General features: G+C 74.0%; 21 protein-coding genes. 9 read left to right on the top strand and 12 right to left on the bottom strand.

All coding sequences use genetic code 11. The features are described from left to right. Nucleotides 1-65 precede the first annotated feature (65 nt). Complete coding sequence (locus AB0C76_RS35385; RefSeq protein ID WP_359973595.1) at nucleotides 66-398, bottom strand: hypothetical protein; 333 nt, start codon at nucleotides 396-398, stop codon at nucleotides 66-68. A gap of 118 nt (nucleotides 399-516) precedes the next feature. On the opposite strand from AB0C76_RS35385, the gene AB0C76_RS35380 reads away from it, so the two are divergent. Further along, nucleotides 517-1,254: a VOC family protein gene (locus AB0C76_RS35380; RefSeq protein WP_359973593.1), complete on the top strand. Its 738-nt coding sequence runs from the start codon at nucleotides 517-519 to the stop codon at nucleotides 1,252-1,254. Between the two features lie 217 nt (nucleotides 1,255-1,471). Here AB0C76_RS35380 and AB0C76_RS35375 read toward each other — a convergent pair whose 3' ends face one another. Together AB0C76_RS35375 and AB0C76_RS35370 are read right to left on the bottom strand one after the other, a co-directional pair. Continuing rightward, on the bottom strand, nucleotides 1,472-1,741 hold the full coding sequence (locus AB0C76_RS35375; RefSeq protein WP_359973591.1) for an SH3 domain-containing protein: 270 nt from the start codon (nucleotides 1,739-1,741) through the stop codon (nucleotides 1,472-1,474). 151 nt (nucleotides 1,742-1,892) lie between these two features. Continuing rightward, nucleotides 1,893-3,401, bottom strand: a complete 1,509-nt coding sequence (locus tag AB0C76_RS35370) for a DUF2079 domain-containing protein (protein WP_359973589.1) — start codon at nucleotides 3,399-3,401, stop codon at nucleotides 1,893-1,895. Nucleotides 3,402-3,559: 158 nt separating this feature from the next. On the opposite strand from AB0C76_RS35370, the gene AB0C76_RS35365 reads away from it, so the two are divergent. Both AB0C76_RS35365 and AB0C76_RS35360 read left to right on the top strand, forming a co-directional pair. Further along, entirely contained in the window at nucleotides 3,560-4,234 is a 675-nt protein-coding gene (locus AB0C76_RS35365; protein WP_359973587.1) for a response regulator transcription factor, read from the top strand. Beyond that, entirely contained in the window at nucleotides 4,227-5,711 is a 1,485-nt protein-coding gene (locus AB0C76_RS35360) for a HAMP domain-containing sensor histidine kinase (RefSeq protein WP_359973585.1), read from the top strand. The genes AB0C76_RS35365 and AB0C76_RS35360 overlap by 8 nt, the downstream gene beginning before the upstream one ends. Nucleotides 5,712-5,915: 204 nt before the next feature. On the opposite strand, the gene AB0C76_RS35355 is transcribed toward AB0C76_RS35360, so the two are convergent. Further along, a complete protein-coding gene (locus AB0C76_RS35355) occupies nucleotides 5,916-6,332 on the bottom strand; it encodes an SRPBCC family protein (protein ID WP_359973583.1) in 417 nt (138 codons plus the stop codon). Between the two features lie 27 nt (nucleotides 6,333-6,359). After that, nucleotides 6,360-6,737: a VOC family protein gene (locus tag AB0C76_RS35350; protein ID WP_359973581.1), complete on the bottom strand. Its 378-nt coding sequence runs from the start codon at nucleotides 6,735-6,737 to the stop codon at nucleotides 6,360-6,362. Nucleotides 6,738-6,874: 137 nt separating this feature from the next. Here AB0C76_RS35350 and AB0C76_RS35345 point away from each other — a divergent pair, with 137 nt between their 5' ends. Further along, nucleotides 6,875-7,699: an AraC family transcriptional regulator gene (locus tag AB0C76_RS35345; protein WP_359973579.1), complete on the top strand. Its 825-nt coding sequence runs from the start codon at nucleotides 6,875-6,877 to the stop codon at nucleotides 7,697-7,699. Between the two features lie 578 nt (nucleotides 7,700-8,277). On the opposite strand, the gene AB0C76_RS35340 is transcribed toward AB0C76_RS35345, so the two are convergent. Then, nucleotides 8,278-9,552: a hypothetical protein gene (locus AB0C76_RS35340; RefSeq protein ID WP_359973577.1), complete on the bottom strand. Its 1,275-nt coding sequence runs from the start codon at nucleotides 9,550-9,552 to the stop codon at nucleotides 8,278-8,280. 382 nt (nucleotides 9,553-9,934) lie between these two features. Here AB0C76_RS35340 and AB0C76_RS35335 point away from each other — a divergent pair, with 382 nt between their 5' ends. Next, the gene (locus AB0C76_RS35335; protein WP_359973575.1) at nucleotides 9,935-10,696 is read left to right on the top strand and encodes an isochorismatase family cysteine hydrolase; all 762 of its coding nucleotides are present in this window, start codon (nucleotides 9,935-9,937) and stop codon (nucleotides 10,694-10,696) included. 356 nt (nucleotides 10,697-11,052) lie between these two features. Here the strand turns inward: AB0C76_RS35335 and AB0C76_RS35330 are convergent, their stop codons facing one another. The 3 genes from AB0C76_RS35330 to AB0C76_RS35320 all read right to left on the bottom strand — a co-directional run bounded on the left by AB0C76_RS35330 (nucleotide 11,053) and on the right by AB0C76_RS35320 (nucleotide 13,019). Next, on the bottom strand, nucleotides 11,053-11,781 hold the full coding sequence (locus AB0C76_RS35330; RefSeq protein ID WP_359973573.1) for an SDR family oxidoreductase: 729 nt from the start codon (nucleotides 11,779-11,781) through the stop codon (nucleotides 11,053-11,055). Nucleotides 11,782-11,810: 29 nt separating this feature from the next. Next, the gene (locus AB0C76_RS35325; RefSeq protein ID WP_359973571.1) at nucleotides 11,811-12,368 is read right to left on the bottom strand and encodes an SMI1/KNR4 family protein; all 558 of its coding nucleotides are present in this window, start codon (nucleotides 12,366-12,368) and stop codon (nucleotides 11,811-11,813) included. 201 nt (nucleotides 12,369-12,569) lie between these two features. Further along, entirely contained in the window at nucleotides 12,570-13,019 is a 450-nt protein-coding gene (locus tag AB0C76_RS35320; protein ID WP_359973569.1) for a hypothetical protein, read from the bottom strand. A 496-nt stretch (nucleotides 13,020-13,515) separates the two neighbouring features. Between AB0C76_RS35320 and AB0C76_RS35315 the strand changes: the two genes are divergently transcribed. Next, nucleotides 13,516-14,172: a DUF6215 domain-containing protein gene (locus tag AB0C76_RS35315; protein ID WP_359973567.1), complete on the top strand. Its 657-nt coding sequence runs from the start codon at nucleotides 13,516-13,518 to the stop codon at nucleotides 14,170-14,172. A 193-nt stretch (nucleotides 14,173-14,365) separates the two neighbouring features. On the opposite strand, the gene AB0C76_RS35310 is transcribed toward AB0C76_RS35315, so the two are convergent. Together AB0C76_RS35310 and AB0C76_RS35305 are read right to left on the bottom strand one after the other, a co-directional pair. After that, a complete protein-coding gene (locus tag AB0C76_RS35310; RefSeq protein WP_359973565.1) occupies nucleotides 14,366-15,196 on the bottom strand; it encodes an isocitrate lyase/phosphoenolpyruvate mutase family protein in 831 nt (276 codons plus the stop codon). Between the two features lie 92 nt (nucleotides 15,197-15,288). Then, the gene (locus AB0C76_RS35305; RefSeq protein ID WP_359973563.1) at nucleotides 15,289-16,377 is read right to left on the bottom strand and encodes an alcohol dehydrogenase catalytic domain-containing protein; all 1,089 of its coding nucleotides are present in this window, start codon (nucleotides 16,375-16,377) and stop codon (nucleotides 15,289-15,291) included. Between the two features lie 121 nt (nucleotides 16,378-16,498). Between AB0C76_RS35305 and AB0C76_RS35300 the strand changes: the two genes are divergently transcribed. The 3 genes from AB0C76_RS35300 to AB0C76_RS35290 all read left to right on the top strand — a co-directional run bounded on the left by AB0C76_RS35300 (nucleotide 16,499) and on the right by AB0C76_RS35290 (nucleotide 18,529). Further along, nucleotides 16,499-17,392 (top strand): LysR family transcriptional regulator, encoded by an 894-nt coding sequence (locus tag AB0C76_RS35300; protein WP_359973561.1) that lies wholly within the window; start codon nucleotides 16,499-16,501, stop codon nucleotides 17,390-17,392. Between the two features lie 74 nt (nucleotides 17,393-17,466). Beyond that, a complete protein-coding gene (locus AB0C76_RS35295) occupies nucleotides 17,467-18,321 on the top strand; it encodes an alpha/beta hydrolase (RefSeq protein WP_359973559.1) in 855 nt (284 codons plus the stop codon). 79 nt (nucleotides 18,322-18,400) lie between these two features. Beyond that, nucleotides 18,401-18,529, top strand: coding sequence for a hypothetical protein (locus AB0C76_RS35290; protein WP_359973557.1), 129 nt, complete (start codon nucleotides 18,401-18,403; stop codon nucleotides 18,527-18,529). A 186-nt stretch (nucleotides 18,530-18,715) separates the two neighbouring features. Here AB0C76_RS35290 and AB0C76_RS35285 read toward each other — a convergent pair whose 3' ends face one another. After that, a complete protein-coding gene (locus AB0C76_RS35285) occupies nucleotides 18,716-19,918 on the bottom strand; it encodes an Ig-like domain repeat protein (protein ID WP_359973555.1) in 1,203 nt (400 codons plus the stop codon). Nucleotides 19,919-20,828 lie beyond the last annotated feature (910 nt).

Below are 20,828 nucleotides of genomic sequence, written 5' to 3'. Positions count from 1 at the left end.
GGACGGCTGGTGGACGTTCCCGGGCACGATCTGCCGGCCTCCCGCCGCTCAACCCCGTCGCGAGGTCAACCACCGCCCTTTCGGCACGCGGCCAGGGAGTCGGCCGCGCGGCTCGCGTTCCGGTCGACCGGCTCGGACTGCGGCGGAAGGTCGCGGCGGCGGCGGAGCGGGGCGAGGTGGACCGGCACGAAGGTCGTCACGATCAGAGCGCCGCCCACCCACAGCGCCGGCTGCACGCCCACCAGTTGGCCGATCGCCCCGGCAACCGCGGCGCCGACGGCGAGGGCTCCCGTCAGCAGGAAGCGGAAGGTGGCGTTCATCCGGCCGAGGAGGTCGTCGGGGGTCATCCGCTGGCGCAGGCTCACGCCGAGCACGTTGTCCGTGCCGATCTTGACCATGGCCACGAACCAACCGCCCCCGGCGAGCCACAGCCCGGCTCCCTGGCCAGCCGGAACACCTGCTGCGCCGATCGAAATCGGATGCCGTCGGCCTGCGGCTGCTCCTAGGATCTGCACCATGGCAACACGACTCGTGCAGATCAACATGAAGGCCCATGACGACTCCGCGCTCGGCCGCTTCTGGGCGGAGGCGCTCGGCTGGGGTCTCGACCACGAGGCGCCCGGCGTGACCAACCTCGAACCCCTCGGCTTCGCCTACCCCGACCCCACGGCCGTCTGCATCGACATCATCGCCCGCCCGGAGCCCAAGACGGCGAAGAACCGGGTCCACCTCGACCTGGCCACCACCTCGACCGCCCATCAGGCCGAGCTGGTCGCGCGCCTGAAGGACCTCGGCGCGACGCTCGCCGACGTGGGTCAGGGCGACGTCCCCTGGACGGTCATGGCCGACCCCGAGGGCAACGAGTTCTGCGTCCTGGAACCCCGCGAGGTCTACCGGGACACCGGGCCGATCGCCGCGGTGGTGGTCGACTGCGCCGACCCGCGCGGGATGGCGCGGTTCTGGGGCGAGGCGATGGACTGGACGCTGCACGAGGTCGCCGACGACCACGCGACGATGCGCTCCTCCCAAGGCGTCGGCCCCTACCTGGAGTTCATCCGCACCCCCGACACCAAGAGCGGGTGGAACCGCGTCCACCTCGACGTCAGGCCCTACCGCGGTGACGACCCGGCGGCGGAGGAGGCCCGGCTGCGCGCCCTGGGTGCCACCGACCCCGGCATCGACCAGTCCGAGATCTCCTGGAGGATCCTGGCCGACCCGGAGGGCAACGAGTTCTGCCTTCTCAGCCCCCGCTGACTCTGAGGGGGACGTGAACGAGGGCGAGCGCCGCTTCGCAGGCGGCGAGGGCCGCTCTGCCGGTCCGGCAGCGGGCGTGACGATCCGGTGACACTGCCGAAGCCGGGCCCGGCGCCCGACCCCGCCCCCGTCCGCGCCCGAACGGGAGGAGGCCGCCCTGCCACACGGGACGGGGCGGCCTCTCCCTACATCTTCATCGGTCCCTCAGCGGGACGTGTCACCAGCTGAAGTAGCCGTGCGACATCCAACCGGTGACGCCGCTGTCGACGTCGTAGACCAGGTCCCACTGACCGTCACCGGACACGTCGCGGTGCGCCAGGCGCTGGCCGGTGTAGCAGAGGCCGAGGACCGCGCCCGAGGTGCTCGGGTTGGCGCGGAGGCGGACACCGTCCCCGGTGCAGTGGCCGTAGACGTCGTCGGCGTAGGCGGGCGTGGCCAGCGTCGCGCCGCCGATGGCGACCGCGACCGCGAGGCCGACCGCTGCCATGGTGCGCTTCCCCCGTGCTGCGAAAGACACAGTTTCTCCTCAATGAACCATGTGACGCCAAGTCAGATGATCTTGGCGACAGAGAAGATAACATGTTCATGATCTTCAAAGTTCGGCGAGAAGACCGTGATTGACGGATCATCACACTTCTTCACACCCCCTCCCCACCGAGGCGATAGACGGTGATGCCACCGCCGCTGCGGACCGGGGCGTAACCGGCGGAAGCGAGCGCGCGAACGGCGTCGGCCTCCTGGCGCGCGGGGAAGAGCCCGTCCTGCGGCCGGTCGTACGCGGCGACCCACTCGGGCCTCACGCCGGCCCCGCCGGGGTGGCGGGGGAAGAGGTAGACCTCGGCGCGGGCGGTCAGTTGGGGGGCGAGCCCGTTGGCGGCGGCGACCCGGGCGCCGTCCGGGATCCGGCGCAGGACATCCCGGACGGTGTCGGCCGACGCGTCGGACTGCCAGGTGGCCGGCCGGCCGAGTGCACCGAGGGGCTGGGCGGGCAGGGTGGCCGCGGTCACCGCGAGTGCGGCGCCGACCAGGCAGCGCACGGTCCACCGGGGCAGGCGGCCTCCGGCGCACGGCCGGGTGAGGGCGTCGGCGAAGGCGATGAAGACGATCGGCATCAGTGCCGCGCTGTAGTGGAACGAGGTGCCCCAGTACGCGGGGTTGGTGGACCAGAACCGCCAGGCCACCGTCGGCACCGCGAGCAGCAGGAGCGGGGACCGCAGGGCCAGGAAGGCCGTGGGAGCGAGCAGCACGACCAGTGTGACCCACTTCTGGCCCGGCAACAGGAGCCTGGCCACCGGATCGCCGGACGGCCCGTCCACGCTGGACAGGTACGGGTAGACGCCGTCGGGGTTGAGCCCGGGGACGACGACGAGCACCACCAGGGCGAGGGTCAGGACGGCGAGCGCGGCGAGGCCCGCACCGAGTGCGCGGCGGCCGTGGAGGAACAGGCAGCAGCCGACGGCCGCGACCGTGGCCCCCAGGTCCTCCTTCACCAGCAGCAGCGGCAGTGCCCACCCGGCCGCTGCCGCCCACGCGCGCAGTGTCAGCCGTTCCAGGGCGAAGGCCAGCAGCGGCACCGCGAACACGACCTCGTGGAAGTCGAAGACGACCGCCTGCTGGAGGCCGACCGACAGCCCGTACGCCGTCCCGACGCCCGCGCCCGCCCACGGTCCCACCGCCCGCGCCGCCACCCGGGTCACCGGGACGACCGAGACCGCGAGCAGTGCCGCCTGTGCGACCAGGAGGGTGAGCGGCGAGGGGAAGAGCCGGTAGAACGGCGCGAGGGTGGCGAGGATCGGGTGGAAGTGGTCCCCGAGCAGGTGGAAGCCCGGCCCCTTGAGTTCGGAGACCGGCGCCCGTCCGTGGGCGTACGCGCGCACGGCCTGCTCGAAGATTCCGAGGTCGAAGCCGGTCGTGCGCAGGTGCAGATGGCGGGAGACGGACAGGGCGGTGTACGCGGCGAACAGGGTCGCGGCGAGCGCCCAGGGCAGCGCGGCGGCCGCCCGGGACGCGGACGGCCTCCGCGGTCGCGTCGAAGGCCCCGTGGGCGGCATGAGCGCCGTGGGCAGCATGAGCGGCTTGGGCGGCCTTCGGGTCGTACGCGTCGTGGGCGGCGCGACGGTCTCGGCCGCAGGCAGGGTCAAGGTCACGGGGCACCTCGTGGTTTCGCGGGCCGCGCCACGACTGCCGGCGACGGCTGCCCGACGTAGGCACGCCGCCAGCCTCCGGTCCGCCCGCTGAGGATCCGCTGAACGAGCCTGAAAGCACCTTCAGGAACCCGCACACCCCTCGTGACATGCTGGAACGCATGCGCGTACTGGTGGTGGAGGACGAGTCCCGGATGGCCGAGGCCCTCCGGGACGGGCTGCGGGCCGAGGGCTACACGGTGGACGTCGTCAACGACGGCCGCTCCGGCCTCTGGTACGCGCGTCTGAACGACTACCGGGTCATCGTCCTGGACGTCATGCTCCCGGGCCTCAACGGCTACCGGGTCTGCGCCCGGCTGCGCCAGGAGGGCGTCACCACGCCGATCCTCATGCTCACCGCCAAGGACGGCGAGTACGACGAGATCGAGGCCCTGGACACCGGCGCCGACGACTACCTCGCCAAGCCCTTCTCCTACCCGGTCCTGGTCGCCCGGCTGCGCGCCCTGGTCCGCCGAGGGGGCGCAGGACGCCGGCCGGAGCTGACCGCCGGGGACCTGGTCCTCGACCCCGCCGACCACTCCTGCCGCCGTGCCGGGACCCCGGTCGAGCTGACCCCTCGCGAGTTCGCCGTCCTGGAGTGCCTGGCGGAGCGCCCGGGCGAGGTCGTCGCCAAGACCGCCATCCTCGACCAGGTGTGGGAGAACGGCTTCGAGGGCGACCCGAACATCGTCGAGGTGTACATCAGCGCCCTGCGGCGCAAGATCGACACGCCCTTCGGCCGGAGCTCCATCGTCACCGTCCGCGGCAGCGGCTACCGGCTGGACGCCCGTGGCTAGGAACGTGCTCCGCCGCAGGAGGACCGACCCCGGCGACCACCCCGAGCGGGTGGGCGTCCTGCGCTCGCTGCGCGCCCGCTCGGCGGCGGCCGCCGGCCTCGCCGCCGCGGCCGCCTTCACCGCGGGCGCCTTCTGGCTCAGTCACGGCCTCTACGACTCCCAGCTGGCCGACGCGAAGGCCGCCGCCCAGGCCCGGCTGGACGTGGCCGTCGCCGACATGCGCACCGGCCACGTCCCGGCGAGCGGACTGCTCGGCGGCGACCGCAGCTACGCGCTGGTCCTCGACTCCGGCCGGCTCCTGGAGGTCAGCCCCGACCTGGAACCCTTCCGCGCCCAGGTCGCCGCCCAGCTCACGCCGCTGCCCGAGGGCGAGCAGGCCTCCCGCACCCTGGCACTCGGCGCGCCCGCCGACGGCTCCGCCGGCCGCCTGGCCCACCGCACCCTGCCCCTCTACGGGCAGAGCGCCGGCGGGATCGACGGTTTCTCCCTCCAGTCCGGCTTCGGCGAGCCCGACCGGGGCGAGCGCACCGTCACGGCCTACCTGCTCGTGCCACCGTGGGAGGCGGAACGCGTCGAAGCCGCCGTCCAGCGCATGCTCCTCGCAGCCGGCCCCGTCGCCGTCCTGCTGGTGGCCGCCATCGCCTGGGTGGTCACCGCACGGGCCATGCGCCGGGTGGAGGCGATCCGCACCCAGATGGCCTCCGTCACCGCCCACCACCTCCACCGGCGGGTCCCCGTCCCGCCCACCGCGGACGAGATCGCCCACCTCGCCACGACCACCAACCACACGCTCGAACAGCTGGACCACGCGGTCACCGCCCAGCGCCGCTTCGTCGCCGACGCCTCCCACGAGCTCCGCAGCCCGCTCGCCGGCCTGCGGACGTCACTGGAGGTCGCCCTCGCCCACCCCGACCGCAGCGACTGGCCCGAAGTCGTCCGCTCCGCCCGCGCCGACACCGTCCGCCTCCAGCAGCTCGCCGACGACCTCCTCCTGCTCGCCCGCCCACCCGGCGACGCGCCGACCCACCGCACCCGCGTCGAACTCACCGACCTCGTCCGCGACGTCGCCGCCGAACTCCCCGGCGGGACCGGGCGGATCAGCGTCGACTCCGGCGACTGCGCCGTGCTGTCCGTCCCCGGCAACGCCGCCCAGCTCCACCGCCTGCTGCGCAACCTCCTGGAGAACGCGCTGCGCCACGGCGTCGACGAGGTCGCCGTCACACTCGCCGAGGACCACGACCCGGACGGCCACTGGGCCGTCGTCGAGGTCCTGGACGACGGCCCGGGGATCCCCGCAGCCGACCGCGAGCACGTCTTCGCACCCTTCACCCGCCTCGACGAGGCCCGCTCCCGCGACTCCGGCGGCGCCGGCCTCGGCCTCGCCATCGCCCGCGACCTGGCCACCCGCCACCACGGCACCCTCGACCTCGCCGACTCCCCCGCCGGCGCCCGCTTCGTGCTGCGCCTGCCGCTGTAGGCCGGGGCCCTTGCCCCGGCTTCCGTCCGCAGCAGCGTCCGTCACCGAGCGGTGGCGGCCGGCCGATCCGGGCAGGATGTCCGGCAGGTGTGGGCGGACCAGACAGGGCCGTCCCGGCCGGCCGGGGTTCGGGCCGGCCGGGACGGCCCTGACGTGGACGGGTCCTCCCACCCCGGCGTGGCCGGGCGCGAGGTCTCGTCCGCGTCAGGAAGCGGGGGCGGCCACCGCGTCCAGGGTCCGTCGGATCACCTGGAGCCCCTGGTCCACCATGGCGGCGATGGGCTCCGCCAGGCCGTGCGGCCGCACGTCGGTGATCCAGACGAAGCGGCTGCGACCGCCGGCTTCGGCGAACACCTGCATGGAGGCGTGGTGGTGGACGACTTCCAGGGAACCTCCGACCACCGCGTAGGCGATGCGCCGGTCGTCGTCGTCCAGCGACACGATGAGCTCGTGCACCACCGTGCCGTCGGCGAAGGTCACCACCCGGACGTCGCCCTCGACCCGGGTGTCGACGACGAAACCCGGGGCGAGCCTGCGGTGGACCCCGCCCCAGTCGCGGATCGCGGCCCAGACCTCCTCGGGGTCGGCATCGATCGAAACGGTTCGATGAACAGTGGCCATGAGTGGCTCGCCTTCTCTATCGGACGGTCAGTTGGCAACGGGGGCGGCGGGGATCAGGCAGATGGGGTTGCCCTGGGGGTCGACGAGGACGACCCACCGGCCCTCGCCCGGCTGGAAGACGGGTCGGGTGGCCCCGAGGGCGAGCAGCTCGTCGACCGCGCGGTCCAGAGCGGGGACGGTGAAGTCGAGGTGCAGCTGTTTGCCCCCCGCGGGCCACTGCGGCGCCCGGTGGCCCTGGACGCGGACGAAGGCCGGCCCCGGCCCCGGCCCGCCCGCGCCGAGTGCGACGAAATCCTGGTCACTGTGGGTGGGTTCCCACCCGGTGGCCTTCTGGTAGAAGGCGGCGAGTGCGACCGGGTCGGCGCAGTCGACGACCACGGTGGCGAGCTGTTCGAGAACGGCCATGAGCGGACTCCTGAGATCGTGGACGGCCGGAAGCCCCACGGGTTCCGGTGACGGGAGCCTCCCCCGGCCGCCCCACCCGGGTCTTGAACATCCTTGCGGGCACGGCACTGTCGGACCCGCCGCGTACGGTACGGACCGTGCTCTCCGCCGAACCCCTCGCCGTCCGGCCCGACTTCGAGATCAGCGCGGTCGCCTGCCGCAGCGACCACACCCGCTGGTCGACTCCCGAGGTCCGCGCCGACCACCGCCTGGTGCTGGTGCGCCGCGGCCGATTCCGGCGGCGGGCCGCCGGGGTGGCCGCCGACCTCGACCCGAGCCTCGCCTACCTCGGCGCCCCTGGTGAGGAGGAGGGATTCGCCCACCCGGCCGGCGGCGACCACTGCACGTCGATCAGCGTCACGCCGGCGCTCTGGCGCTCCCTGGCCGGCTCGCGGCCCACCGCGCGGACGGTCTACGTCGATCCGACGCTCGACCTGGCCCACCGCCGTCTGCTCGTCACCGCACGGTCGGGGGACGTCGACTACGCGCTCGCCGAGGAACTGCTGGCCCTCCTCGCGACCGCCGTCGAGCGGACGGTGCCCGGCCCGACGCCGTCCGGCGCCCCACCTTCCGCTCGCGACCGATCCCTGGTGGCGGCGGCCCGCGAGGCGATCGCGACGGAACACCCCGCCTCCGCCACCCTCTTCTCCCTCGCCGACCTCCTCGGCGCCTCCCCCTACCGGCTGAGCCGCGCCTTCCCGCGCGAACTCGGCGTCTCGGTGACCCACTACCGCCACCGCGTCCGGATCGGCCTCGCCCTCGACCGGCTGGAGGCCGGCGAGACCAGCCTCAGCGCCCTCGCCGCCGACCTCGGCTACGCCGACCAGGCTCACCTCACCCGCACGCTCCGCCGCCACCTCGGCCACACCCCGACCGCCCTGCGCCGTCTGCTGGCACCGGAGGGAGCGGGGCTGGTCGGGTGACGGGTCCGACAACCGGTCGCGCGACGCGCTGCACGCGGCCGGAGCGTGCACAACGAGGCCTTGCCACAGCTGCCTCTGCACCTTCGTAGCAGGGGGCGCGCCGTCGGCGTGGCGGCCGCCGGGCAGCGGCCCGCCGTGCCCTCGACGGTCGCGGTCACCGGCGTTCCGGCGATCTCGGCGGCCAGCCGGAGGTACGTCCGCTCGGTGGCGGCGTCGCCGGTCAGCCGGCTCGCGTTCGTCGGCGGGTACCCGATCGCGATCGCGGGGCGGTCCTGCGGCGGACCGGTCGGCGGCACGAGCCGGGTGTCACGAGCCGGGTGTCACGGCGGCGGTGAAGCGGTCGATCGCGGCGCGCATCTCCGCGCGGGAGTACGGACTTCCCGCGGACGTCGACGGTGTAGCCGAGGCCACCGTTCACGTCCAGCAGGACGCGGCCCCTGGCCGGGGCTCCTCCCCTTCAGTGGACGCCGGTGTGCCGGTTCGCCCCCGTTCCGCCGCGCGTTGGGGGCCGGGGGCGGCGCGCGTTCGGTGCGACGCGCCCCGGGCGTGCGGTGGCGGCGTCGGCGCGGCCCGGGCCGTCACCGCCCCGCCACGCGTGTCCGGCACCCCGCGCACGCGTGGACGCCGCGGGCGCCGTAGCGGTGGATCGGCGACCCGCACCCCGCGCACGGGCCGACCTGCCACACCTCGCAACCGTGCGCGACGGCGGCGGCTTCGCGCTGGGGCTCGGTCACGACGAGCCTGCGCTCCTGACGGGGCACTCTGAACAGCCTCTCGGGGACCTCGTCGAGCGTGTGCAGGCCGGTGCCCGCGGAGTTCCCGCGCCGGGGGCGGGGATCGTCGAAGGTGAAGGTCTCCTCGCCGTAGCGGCAGGTCGGGTCGAGCGCCTGGCGGGTGTAGGTGATGCCGGCGTCCGGGGCAGGCTGCTCGACGGCGCCTTCCCCCTCGTCGTCCGGACCGAAGGCCTCGTGCCACCGGTCCCGGTCGGCCGCCGGCACCCACATCCGTGAGACCGAACGCGGGTCGCCCTGGCTCGGCACCCGCATCGGCACGAACTCGCCGTCGGCGCTGGCCACGACGAGCTCGTCGACCTCGGTGGGCGGCTTGGCCGGCAGGCACAGCGCCGGCAGGTACCACCCGGTGTGGAACCGGTTGCAGAAGCTCCCGTTGACCGGGCAGGGTCGCTCGCTGCTCGGCAGGCACTTCCACTGCTGCAGGTGCCGCACCCCCGCGCGGACCACCATCGCGAGCGAGGAGGCGATCTCCCGCCAGCCGAAGTTGTCGACCCGGGCCCACGGCGCCCGCTCGACGGCGGCGGACCGGTCGCTGTCGGTCACCCACAGCGGGACGATCCCGTGCTCCGCGGCCGTGCGGGAGCGGCGGCGCACCGTCTCGGCGCTGATGGGCGCGTACTGGGCCTCCCAGCCGATCCGCAGGCCCGAGTCCCCGGTGACGAGGACGTCGGTGCGGATCCGGCCGTCGGCCGCCCGCGCCCCGACCTCGGCGTGCAGCCCGTGGCGCTCCGCCGCGCGCGCGATGCGTTCCTTCATCGCGTCGCGCTTCGCGCTCTCCTCGGAGGTGGGAGTGTGACGCACCGGCAGGTGGGCGGCCACCCACGCGGTGCGGCCGCCGACCGTTCTCCGACGGATCGTCATCCAGGGAGCACGATCGTCCTCCTCGGCCTGGCAATAGCCGTCGCGGTGATGCTCGAGGCACTCCAGCAACTCGCGCTCGCGCCTGTCGATCGGAGCGGTGATCTCCGCCAGCAGGCCGGGCCGGTGGGGATGTCCGAGGTCGGGCAGGGTCAGGTTGATCTCGATGCCGTACGCGGTGTGGAAAACGCCGTTCGCCATATCCGGAGAGTAGAAAGGGCGACCGGAAATTTGAATACCGCCGCGAATGTTTAAAATCCTCCGGGAGATTCTCGCGAATTGACGCGGTCGGCACAGCCAACGAAATCGGAACCCAGTTTGGATCCACCGCTGCACCTACCGACCACGGCGTCGCCGGGGCCGGAAAGCCATTTGCAAGACAGGTCCGGGGTGCTCGTTCAGCCGACGTGTGGACCCGCAGCCGTCTTGTCCATCAACTCGCCCGTGCGACACCAGAGTTGCCCTGAATTGATGACAAGCACGCGGATCCGCCCACGCGCGGGCCCGGACACTGCCAGGATCGGCGCACCGAGCAGCGCGGCTCCCTCCTCCCCGCCGCCCGCCAGCCCGAAGGAGTCCGGCCTTGAGCCTGCCCATCGTCACCCGTCAGCCGCCCGTGCCGCCGCTCACCGACGCCCCCGTCCGCCTGCACGCCTGGTCGATCCCGCAGCGCGAGTACGCGCGCCAGGAGGAGCGCCGCGGCCGCCGACACGCCTACACCCGGCTCGATCCGGTCCGCACCGCGCTCGTGGTGATCGACATGGTGCCGTTCTTCGACGGGCCGTACGCGCGCGGCGTCATCCCGCAGATCCAGGCCCTGGCGGGCGCTCTGCGGCACGCCGGCGGCCTCGTGGCCTGGGTGCTGCCGGGAGCCGGCGGGCCGACGGCGGCCCGCGAGGAGTTCTACGGCGCCCGGGTCGCGGAGCTGTACCGGACCTCCGGCGGAAGCGGCCCGCTCCCCGGGCGCCTGCGGCCCGAGTTCGCGGTGGACGAGGGCCAGGATCTGATCGTCGAGAAGGACGCGTCCAGCGCCTTCTTCCCCGGCTTCTGCCCACTTCCCGGCCTGCTGGCCGAGCGCGGCATCGACACCGTGCTGGTGTGCGGGGTCCTGACCGACGTGTGCGTGGCCGGGTCGGCGCGCGACGCCGCCACCCTGGGCCTGCGCGTGGTCGTGGTGGCCGACGGAACGGCGACCCGCAGCGACGAGGTCCACAACGCCACCCTGCTGACCCTGTACCGCTCCTTCACCGACGTGCGCCCCACCGCCGAGGTCCTCGACCTGATTCGGGCGGGGCACCTGGGACCCTCCGTCGCCGCCGCACCGGAGACCGGGGTGACGCCGTGAAACGGGTCGGGTTCGACGAGCGGGCGTACACCCAGCGGTCCCGGACCCGGAGCTCGTCGAGCGTGGCCACCGCGCCCTCGCCCAGCTGCGTGCCGCCGACCGCTCGTAGCGAACCGGGCAGGCGAGCAGCACGTGGCGCCTGTCCGTGAGGTGTGGGAGCACTACCACGCCGACGGCCAGGGCTCAGCCCGCTGGACGACAGCGAGCGGACGATCCTCCCGAGCACCCGCCCGCACCCGGGGCCGGCGGCAGATGCCGGTTGCGTGTCGGTCGACGCATCGTGCTGCTGCGCTGCTGCCGGCCAGGGCGGGTGCCGTCCCCACCGTCGCGCGACGGCGCACACGCGGGGAACGCAGTCAGACCTGCTCGAAGTGGAACGCCTTGATGAAGCAGTCGCGCGGCTGGGCGACGGCGAAGAGGATGCACTCCACGAGCGACTGCGCGGTCAGCGCGTCCTTGGCCTCGCGCGGCGTGTTCTCCCAGTCCTCGGACATCGGATCGGGGTTGTCGAAGTCCGGCGGGTAGAGGGAGATCACCCGAACCCCCTGGGGCCGCAGCCGCTTGGAGAGGATCTCGGCGAACCCCGCCTGGGCGTTCTTGGCCGCGTAGAAGGCGTCGTGCGCCTCCGAGCGGTGATGACCGGCCGTTCCGCAGGCGGAGACCATGTTCACCACGTCCGGCTTGTCCGAGGCGAGGAGGAGGGGGAGGAAGTTCTTCACGGTCAGGACGGTGCCGGTGGCGCCGGAGGCGATGGTGTCGACGACGTCGGCGTCGGAGGCGGACAGCAGGTCCGGCCCCCGGAGGTAGCGGGAGCCGTTGTTGATCAGCACGTCAACGCGGTCAGTGTGCCGGCCGACGTCGGCGGCGAAGTCACGGATCGAGGCCGGGTCCGTCAAGTCGCAGGCGAAGGCGTGGACTTGCTGATGCCCTCGGCTGCGAATCTCGTCGCGGACGCGTCCCGCGGCGCCGAGCGTGCGCGCGGAGAGGAAGACCTCGGCGCCGAGGTCCGCGAGGCTGATGGCCACGGTGCGTCCGAAGTCGCGGCCGGCAGCGGTGATGACCACACGGTGGTCGTCGAACCTCATACCGGTGCTCCTCCGCGTTGGCGAGCGTCCTACGGCAGACGCCGGTCCTCGAACGGATCATAGGGCTCGTGGGCTTCGTACGGCTCGAAGCCGGGGTGGTCGAGGAGTTCCGAGATGGAGAAGGGGTGCCGGCGGTCGGTCAGGAGCCGGTGGATGAACTCGGTGGTGGAGCCGTCGAACCGCGCCTGGTGGTCGCCGTCCTCGTTGCGGGCGATGACGGGCCACCGATTCGGGTCTGTGCCTTCCGTGAGCCAGTAGAACTGGTCGGCCCGTTCGGAATCGGCCCACTGCAACAGCCCTCCGGGGGCGGGGTGGAGCCGGTGGGGGAAGTAGACGTCGGCGATGCCGGGCTCGGCGGCGAGCTCGGCAAGACGCCGGGCCTTCTCGACGAGGCACCGGAAAGCCGGGAACGGTACGTCGGAACCGGACGGCGGGCCGGGCAGACGGACGTTGAGGAAGTCGGCGAACGTGCCGGGACCGAAGTGCTCCGCCAGCTCCCGGTAGTCGGCGGGCAGGGCGGTGCCGAGTCGGGCCTCGGCCGACGACCAGTCGACGGGCCACTCCCGCGACCTCGGCCGACCGCTCACCACGGCGAGCTCCCGCAACCAGCGGGCACCCGACTCGTCCCCGGTCTCCCCGACAGACAGACAGACAGGCCACCGCCGGGCCGGCCCTCCGGGCCGTCACCGCCACCAGGTACGGCAGGCCGTCGTCATCCCGGCCGCTCACCTCCCCGGTCGTCACTCACCCAGGTGACAACGGTGGTGCGCCCGGAGGTTGACCGCCGGTCACCGGCTCTGGCGTGGTCCCGGCACCGGGCCGTCACACGGCGCCACGCGCTGCGGCGGCAGGAACGTCGGGCCGGTCGATGCGGCTCCGGCCGCCAGCACCCCCCGGGCCGCCACCAGGTGCGCCGCGGCGCGGCGCAGGTGCCAGGCGGACAGGGGGACGGAGGCGACGCACACCGGCCGGTCCCACCTCGCGGCCGCTTCCGCCGCGGCCGCCGCCACGCCGAGCAGCGCCCCGGCCTCGGTCATCGACCGGCTGACCCGCGAACTCCGGGCTTCAGCCGCGGTCCGGCGCAGCAGGATCGCGAGGTCCTGGGCGTCGGGAATCCCCTCGGCCCAGTCGTATCCCCACAGGGACAACTCGCGTGCGCAGCGGAGGATGTGCCGTGTGTGGCGGTCCGGCCAGCTGGTGGGTGCGGGTGGTGTGGGCAGGTCGTCGTCGTTCGGCACTCCTGCATGATCGACCACGGGTGTCCGGCGAGGGAGGAGAACCGCGGATTCTGTTGACGACCCGTTGCACGAGTGCCGGCCCGGAGCGCTACAGTGCGCCCTGTCGTGTGCCCTGTCCGACCGGGGTAGGGCGTTGAGCCGGCTCTCCGGGTGCCCGAGCCACGCCTGGCCGGGCGGATCTCGACGATGACGACCGGACGCTCGACCACCGGGCGCCGGGTGCCGGGTGCCGGGGCACGCTCGCGGCGGGTGGCGCCCGGTGTCCGCCCGCCGAGCCGGCCGGTCCGGGGAGTTCAGCCGTACCGTCACGGCCGTCAGGCCCGGGAGAGCCGGACCGGCTCCGCAGGTGAAGGCCCCCCGTCCGCGACTGCGCAGGTCAGCGAGCTGTTGCCGGCAGAAGTCGTGCACGCCGAACGGGTACGGCGACGTAAGATCATCTCCGTTCACGGGCCCCCGAGCGGTCGAGAACGAGCTTCCCGAGAAAGGGGACCCACCGATGGAAACCGGTACCGAGACCGAGACCGAGACCGAGACCACGATCGGGAACAGCACCGGCCCCGACAAGATGACCCGCGTCCTGTTGGTCATATGCGGCGTCGTCCTGCTGGCCACCGTCACCACGGCCGGCCTCTGGGCGACGGGCGTCCTCAAGCAGCACCGGACGCAGGCGGTCTGCAGCGGGCCCGGGCCCAACGACCCGCCGGAGTACACGGCCCTTTGCGCTGCCCTCAACCGCCCCGACCTGCCGACCCTGCTCGGCACCCCGAACGACCACGTGTCGAACGCCGCCCCCGGACTCTCGGACGGGCTCGCGGTGGCGGAGGTACGTCTGGAGCACACCGTCGTCGCCGTCGCCGACACCCCGTGGGACGTCTCGTCCATGGGCGACAGCCCGCACACCGAGCGCGTCACCGTCCTCGGCCACCCCGCGGTGACCTCCTCGGGCCACGCGCTCGTGCTCTTCGGCAGCCACGACAAGCAGGGCCCCGTCACCCGGAACCTGACCGTCGCGAAGAACCCCAGGGACCCCGGCGGCCGGGCCTACCAGTTCGCCGTCTTCCGGCAGGACGGCAGCACCCCCGACGACACCGACGTGCGCCGGGTCGCCGAGACGGTCCTGCCGACCCTCCCGGGCTGGGTCCCCGCGCAGTAGCTCCGCCCCGGTTACCGACAGGGACCGTCGTCGCACAGACCCGACGCCATCCGACGCGAGCTCGCACAAGCGCGTCAGCGCGGCGTGCTCCTCGCTCCCCGGGGCGGCCCGGCGTCCGCCGTGAGGCGGGCCTCCGGTGCGTACGCCCGGACACTGTCCGCGTCATTAGTGGCAAGCACACCGTGACGTCCCCTCAGTCGCGCATCAGGGCATTGAACTCGCCGTAGTCGACGGCGTCCGTCAGGCCCGTGTACGTGCCGGTGGCGGCCAGTTCCGCCGCCACGCGCCGGACGACCGCGTACGCCGCCTCGGCGACCGCGGAGCCGAGGCTGACCCGGGCGACGCCCAGCTTCGACAGCTCCGCCACGGAGGGGGCGCCAGGCCCGGCCAGGATGTTCAGCGGGGCCGGGATTCCGGCGGCGAGAGCGGCGACCACGTCGACGTCGGTGACGCCGGGTACGAAGATGCCGCTGGCCCCGGCGTCGAGGTAGGCGCGGGCGCGGTCGAGGGTCTCCTGGAGGCGGGTTTCCTCCGGGCCGGCGCCGAAGAGGTACGTGTCGACCCGGGCGTTGACGTAGAGCCGGACGCCGGCCTCGTCGGCCGCGGCGCGCGCGGCGGCGAGCCGCCCGCACTGGTCGGCGACCGGCCGCACCACCTGGCCGTCGACCGGGAATCCGTCCTCGATGTTGATCCCGACGGCCCCGACGCCGATCACCCGGGCGACCGTGTCGGCGACCTCGGCGGGGGTGGCGCCGAACCCGCTCTCGATGTCGGCGGTGACCGGGACGGACACCGCGTCCACCACGCGGCCGATCAACGCGACGGCCTGCTCCCGGTCGAGCCGGTTGCCGTCCGCGGCCCCGAGTCCCCAGGCGACACCGGCACTCGTGGTGGCGACGGCCCGGGCCCCCGCCGCCTCGACCAGGCGTGCGCTCGCGGCGTCCCACGCATTGGCCAGGGCGAGTGGGGCGGCGGCGTCGTGAAGGGCGTGGAACAGCTCTGCGCTGTCGTGCTGTGAGGTCATGACCGGTATTCCAGCAGCGGAAGCCGGCTTGCGGCTGGCGGATTTGCGACAGCATCGTCAGGTCCTTCGCCTGCCGTCAGACCGACGACGTGTCAGCAGGCCCGTGGGACGAGGCTGGTGCGGTCGAACGGGCCGCCGTGGGCGGCGGCGTACGCGACGGCGTCGTTGACGGCGTCGAGGGTGAACGACCGGACGCGCTCCGGGGCGAGGTCCAGGGTGCCCGAGGCGAGGAGCCGGATGATGCCGACGTTGGCCGTGCGCGGGTACATCCACTGCCCGCGCACGGTGATCGAGTTGCGCATGATCCACGGGTACGGGAGTGCGAGGTCCTCCCCACCGAGCATGCCGACGCCGCCCATGAGGACGACGCGGCCGTACTCGCGCACGGTCGTCGCCGCCGCGCGGGACGCCGAGCTGGGGGCGCTCGGCGGGAGCAGGTCGAGCACCATGTCGATCGGGCCGTCGGCCGCCGCCGACATCGCCGCGCGGTCGGCGGTCCCGTCCCCGGTCAGCCGGACCGGGCTCAGCCGCGGACCGAAGCGGTCGGCCAGCAGGGCGAGCGCGGCCCGGTTGCGGCCCGGGGCGATCACGCGGCCCGCTCCCATCGCGAGCGCGACCGCCACCGCGCTGCTGCCGAGGTTGCCGGTGGCTCCGCTGACGAGCAGCGTCTCGCCGGCCGCGAGGCCGCCGGCCAGCAGCCCGCCGTACGGGATGACGTGCACGCCGAGCGCGGCCCAGCGGGCCGGGTCCTCCCCCGCCGCGGCGGGCAGCGGGTAGGCGTTCTCCGTCGGGACCCGCATGAGCTCGGCGAACGAGCCGTCGTGCAGGTGGTGGGCGAGGCGCGCACCGCCCTCGCCGCGCGAACTCCAGCCCTGGAGCGCGATGTCGGGCGTCAGGGCGTCGTCCCGCGAGCGAACCGTCGAGTCGCACCACACCAGGTCGCCGACGCGCAGCCGGGTGGCGTCCGGGCCGACGTGGACGATCCGCCCCACGCCTCCGGTGCCGGGCACCACGGGCGGGACGAGGGGGTACTTCCGCCGGCCGTCGAAGACCTCGGCGGCGTAGGGCGCCACGGAGGCGGCGAGGACCTCGACCACCACCTCACCACCGCCGGCCCCGGGGTCGGGCACCTCCCGAACCGTGAGCGGCGCGCCGAACCGCGTGAGAACTGCTGCTCGCACGTCATGACCTCCGTGTCCGTCCGTACTCGTCCGTGCTCGTCCGTGCTCTTGGGATCGACCCTAGGAGTCGGGTGAGCATGCGGGAAGCGACGGATCGGCATCCGTGGTATGCGTAGGCCGCATGGACATCTCCAGCACGGGACTACGGGTCCTGCGGCAGATCGCCGAGTCGGGCAGCTTCACCGCGGCGGCCGCCCTCCTCGGCTACACGCAGTCGGCCGTCTCCCGCCAGGCCGCCGCCCTCGAACGCAGCGCGGGCACCACCCTGTTCGAACGCCGCCCGGACGGGGTGCGGCTCACCCCCGCCGGCCTGACCCTGCTGCGGCACGCCCACACGGTCCTGGCCTCGCTCGCGGCGGCCGAGCGCGAGCTCACCGGCACCGTCCCGCGCACCGAGGTCGTGCGGCTCGGGGTGTTCCTGAGCGCGGGCGCGGCGATCCTGCCCGCGGCACTCGCCCACCTCGCGGCAGCCGACCCGCGGATCACGGTCACCACGCGCGAGGGCACCACGCCCGCCCTGGTCCGGGCACTGCGCGCGGGCTCACTCGACCTCGCCGTACTGACGTCCCGCCCGCCCCACCGGGCCTTCGACGGGGAGTCCCCGCGCCTGCACGTCGAGACCGTCGCGGACACCGAGCTCGTCGTGGCGGTGCCGTCGACCGGGGAGTTCGCCGGACGCAGCACGGTCCAGGTCGACGAGCTGGTCCACGCCGGCTGGATCGCCACCCCGTCGTCGAGTTCCGAGCCGCTGCTCGGTGTCTGGCCCGGCCTGCCGGGACGGCCGCGCGTCGTCCACTCCGCGCGCGACTGGCTGACGAAACTCCAGCTGGTCGCCGGCGGCTTCGGAGTGACGACCGTGCCGTCCCGGCTCGCGCCGCTGCTGCCGCCCGGGGTGAGCCTGCTGCACGTCGACGGCGCGCCCGCCGAGATCCGCCGGGTGCTCGTGGCCCGCCTGCCCGGCCGCCCCACCCCGGCGATCACGGCCGTCACCCGGGCGATCACCACGGCCGCCTGAACCGTGACCGCCTGAACACGACCGAAGCGCGGGTAGCGTGGCCCGCGGTCCCGCACCCGTACCGGAGGTTGACGATGCATTCGACGGTCCGCTCGTTCCGCACGCCCGGGGGCGTGACGCTCGGGGTCGAGCACTTCGGCGATGCGGCGGCGCCGCTGGTGCTGCTCGTGGGCGGCACGACCATGCTCTCCTGGCCCGACGCGCTCTGCCACGCGCTCGCCCGCGGCGGACGTCACGTCGTGCGCTACGACCTGCGCGACTCCGGCGCGTCCACGACCGTCGACCCCGAGGCGCCGGCGTACACGCTGCGCGACCTCGCCGCCGACGCCGCCGCGCTCGCCCGCGGCCTCGACGACCGGCCGGCGCACCTGGCGGGCATCGGCGTCGGCGGGATGGTCGCCCAGGTCGCCGCGCTCGACCACCCGAAGGCGTTCTCGGCGCTCACCCTCGTCGGGACCCGGCCCGTCGCCCCGGGCCCGGTCGACGACGACCTGCCCGACCACGACCCGGCGACGAGGGAGCGGCGGTTCGCGCTCGCCCTGCCCGACTGGTCCGACCGCGCCGCCGTGGCGGAGTACGCCGCCGCCGGCGCCGCGATCCGCGGCGACGACCCCGCCGCGGCCCGCACGAGGGCCGAGCGCATCTTCGACCGCACGCCGGACACGGCGCCCGCGGTCCAGATGGCCAACCAGCTGGGCATGGTGTTCGCCAGGCTCGACTGCACGCCGCGCTGGCGCGAGCGCCTCGGCGAGATCGCCGTCCCGGCGCTGGTGGTGCACGGCCGTCGCGACCCGTTCTTCCCGGTCGGCAACGGCGAGGCGCTCGCGCGCGAGATCCCCGGCGCGCGACTGCTCGTGCTGGAAGAGGCCGCCACTGCGATCCCCGACGCGACGGCCGGCGAGGTCGCCGCGGCGATGCTCGCGCTGTAGGCGGAGGCGTCGATCGGCGATCACCCTCGACGGCCCTCCGCACCGCCGGCGTTGCTACTCCTTGGTGTCCCTCATCGCCATGTCGCAGCCGCCTTTCCAGGACTGCCGCGCGTCCCACGAGGCGGAGCGGCTCGCTGCCGGGCCGGAGGCGCGCGGGCACAAGCAGCTCTACCGGACCGAGCTCGATCAGCCCCGCGCCACGGGCTGACCCCGCCATGGGGAGGACGGGTGCGCTCCGTGTCGGTGAGCTCGGGGCCGGCCTCGGGCGCGAAGGAGGCGGAGCCCGCGATTAGTCCTCGCGAGCCCCGCCCGGTATCACGCTGTCACCTGCGCCGGCAGCAGTGCCTGTTGCGGTTGACGAGGGTGCGCCCTCGGTGCTGCTGCGACGTTCTGATCAGGGGTTCACCGTCACGGTGATGGTCTCGGGGTTGGCACTGTTGTCCTGGTACACCGAGTCGCCGCTGTAGACGGCGGTGATGGTGTGGGTGCCGGCGGTGCGGAAGACGGTGACCGTCCCGGCGGCGGCGCACCTGCCGAGGGAGACGAACAGGGGTCCCCTGCCGAGGATCGTCCCGGTGGTGGTGTCGGTGAACGTGACGGTTCCGGTGGGCCTGGTCGTGGAGCCCCCGCTGGGGCAGACGATGTCGCTGAGCACGACCGGCAAGCCGGTCCGGGTGGTCCGGGGCATCGCGGTCAAGGTCGTGGTGACCGGCAAGCCCACGGTGTAGCTGATGATCACCTGGCCGTTGTTGTTGGCCGTCCCGACCGTCGAGGCCGCATAGGTCGTCCCGGTGCCCGACGGGGTGGCGAAGCTGCTTCCCCCACCGCCACCGCCGCCACTTGCCGAGGTGCCGGTGTTGTTGACGGCACCGCTGCCGCCACCCCCGCCGGCGAAGTACCCGCCGCCACCGCCACCGCCCGCACCGGTGACAGTGGCGGCACAGCCGCCGTCGATCGATCCGCCGTTGCCGCCGGTGCCGATCGTGGTACCGGCGAACCCGCCTCCCGGCCCACCCGGCGTGGCGCTGCAGAACGCGACGGCGCCGGCGGCCCCGCCCGCGCCACCCGTGGTCGTGCTGGTGCTGCCGCCGCCCCCGCCGTTCCCTGCCGCGGCCCCGGGGCCGGTGGCGCTTCCCGCAGTACCGCCGGTGGCATCGGGCGTCGTCCCGCCGTTGCCCCCGTTCCCACCCCTCAGGCCGCCTCCGGTACCCCCGGCGGCACCGCCGCCCCCGGCGACCACCAGGAAGGAGCCCACGCTGACGCTGGATGCCCCGCCTCCACCCGGCCCTTCGGCCCGGAAACCGGTGGCCGAGATGCCCCCACCTGAAGCGCCGCCGTTGAACCCGCCGGCACCCCCCGTACCCGTGCCGTTGCAGCCCTTGCCGCCCGTGCCGCCGACGTTGACGGTGACCGTCGTCGGGGCGGTGGTCTGCGGGAGAGTGGTGACGACCCGCGCCCCCGTCCCGCCCGTCCCCGTGACGGAACAGGGGGTGCCGGTGTTGTCGGCGCCACCCGCGCCGTCGGCGGTGATCGTGACCACCGCCTGGGCCGGGATGGTGAGGCTCTGCGGGGCGCCGGTGAAGCCGAAGGTGAACACCGGGTCGGTTCCTCGGGTCCGCACCGGGGTGGTGGCCGGAGCGGACCCCGTTGCCGCGGCGGTCGCGGGGACCAACCCGGTACCGGCCAGCGCCACGCACACCCCTGCCACGACCCCGGCCTGCCACCACCGCGCACGAGCGTGGACGCCTGCCTTTCCTTCGGCGACGGGATGGCCTGGGGCGTGGTGTCTGATCACTGGTGTCTCCCGATGTGATGGCTTGAGGTGAGGCTTCGGGGTGCTGGATCACGCGACCCGTCCAGCGGTGGCGTCCCTGGTCCGGAGCGCGGTCAACAGACACAGCGTGACGACCGGACGGCCCTTGTGCCCCGATTGCTCCAACAGCGGCGTGCCACACACCATCACACTAGTTGGCACACGAACCCACTGAGCCGCGTGCACCATGACGTCGCAGGTCGCGGGCCTGGTGTACACGGCCGGCACGATGCCGGCGATCGTCCCGGCAGGCAGGGCCCGCCACCTGGAGCCGACCTTCTTCAGGTGGCCGCGCATCAGGTCGGCGAGACGGTTCAGGGCGGCACTCGACAGCGGCAGGCGGTCTGGACGAAGCCATCGGGACCCTCGGCGTCGTCCCCGGCGACACCGACGACGCCGGCGACGTGTTCCGCCGCGACCTGTGGACCGGGACGATCGAGCGGATCAGCCTCACCCGCGACGGCCGGCAGAGCGACACGGCCGCCTCCAGCCCCTCCGTGGACGCCACCGGGCGGCACGGTGATCCTCGACGCCGACGACGGCAGCCTCGCGCCGGGGGACACCAGCGCGCTCCAGGACGTCTTCATGCGACTCCCGTGAGGCACCGGCTCCGCCGTCGGAGCCGGGGAGTGTCCTTCCGGCCCCCGGGGTGGGGGGCCGCGGGGGGGCGGCCCCCCCCGGCGGGCGGGGCCGG

The organism is Kitasatospora sp. NPDC048722 (assembly GCF_040650235.1).
Taxonomy (GTDB): Bacteria; Actinomycetota; Actinomycetes; order Streptomycetales; family Streptomycetaceae; genus Kitasatospora.
This window is presented reverse-complemented; position numbering and strand designations above follow the sequence as displayed.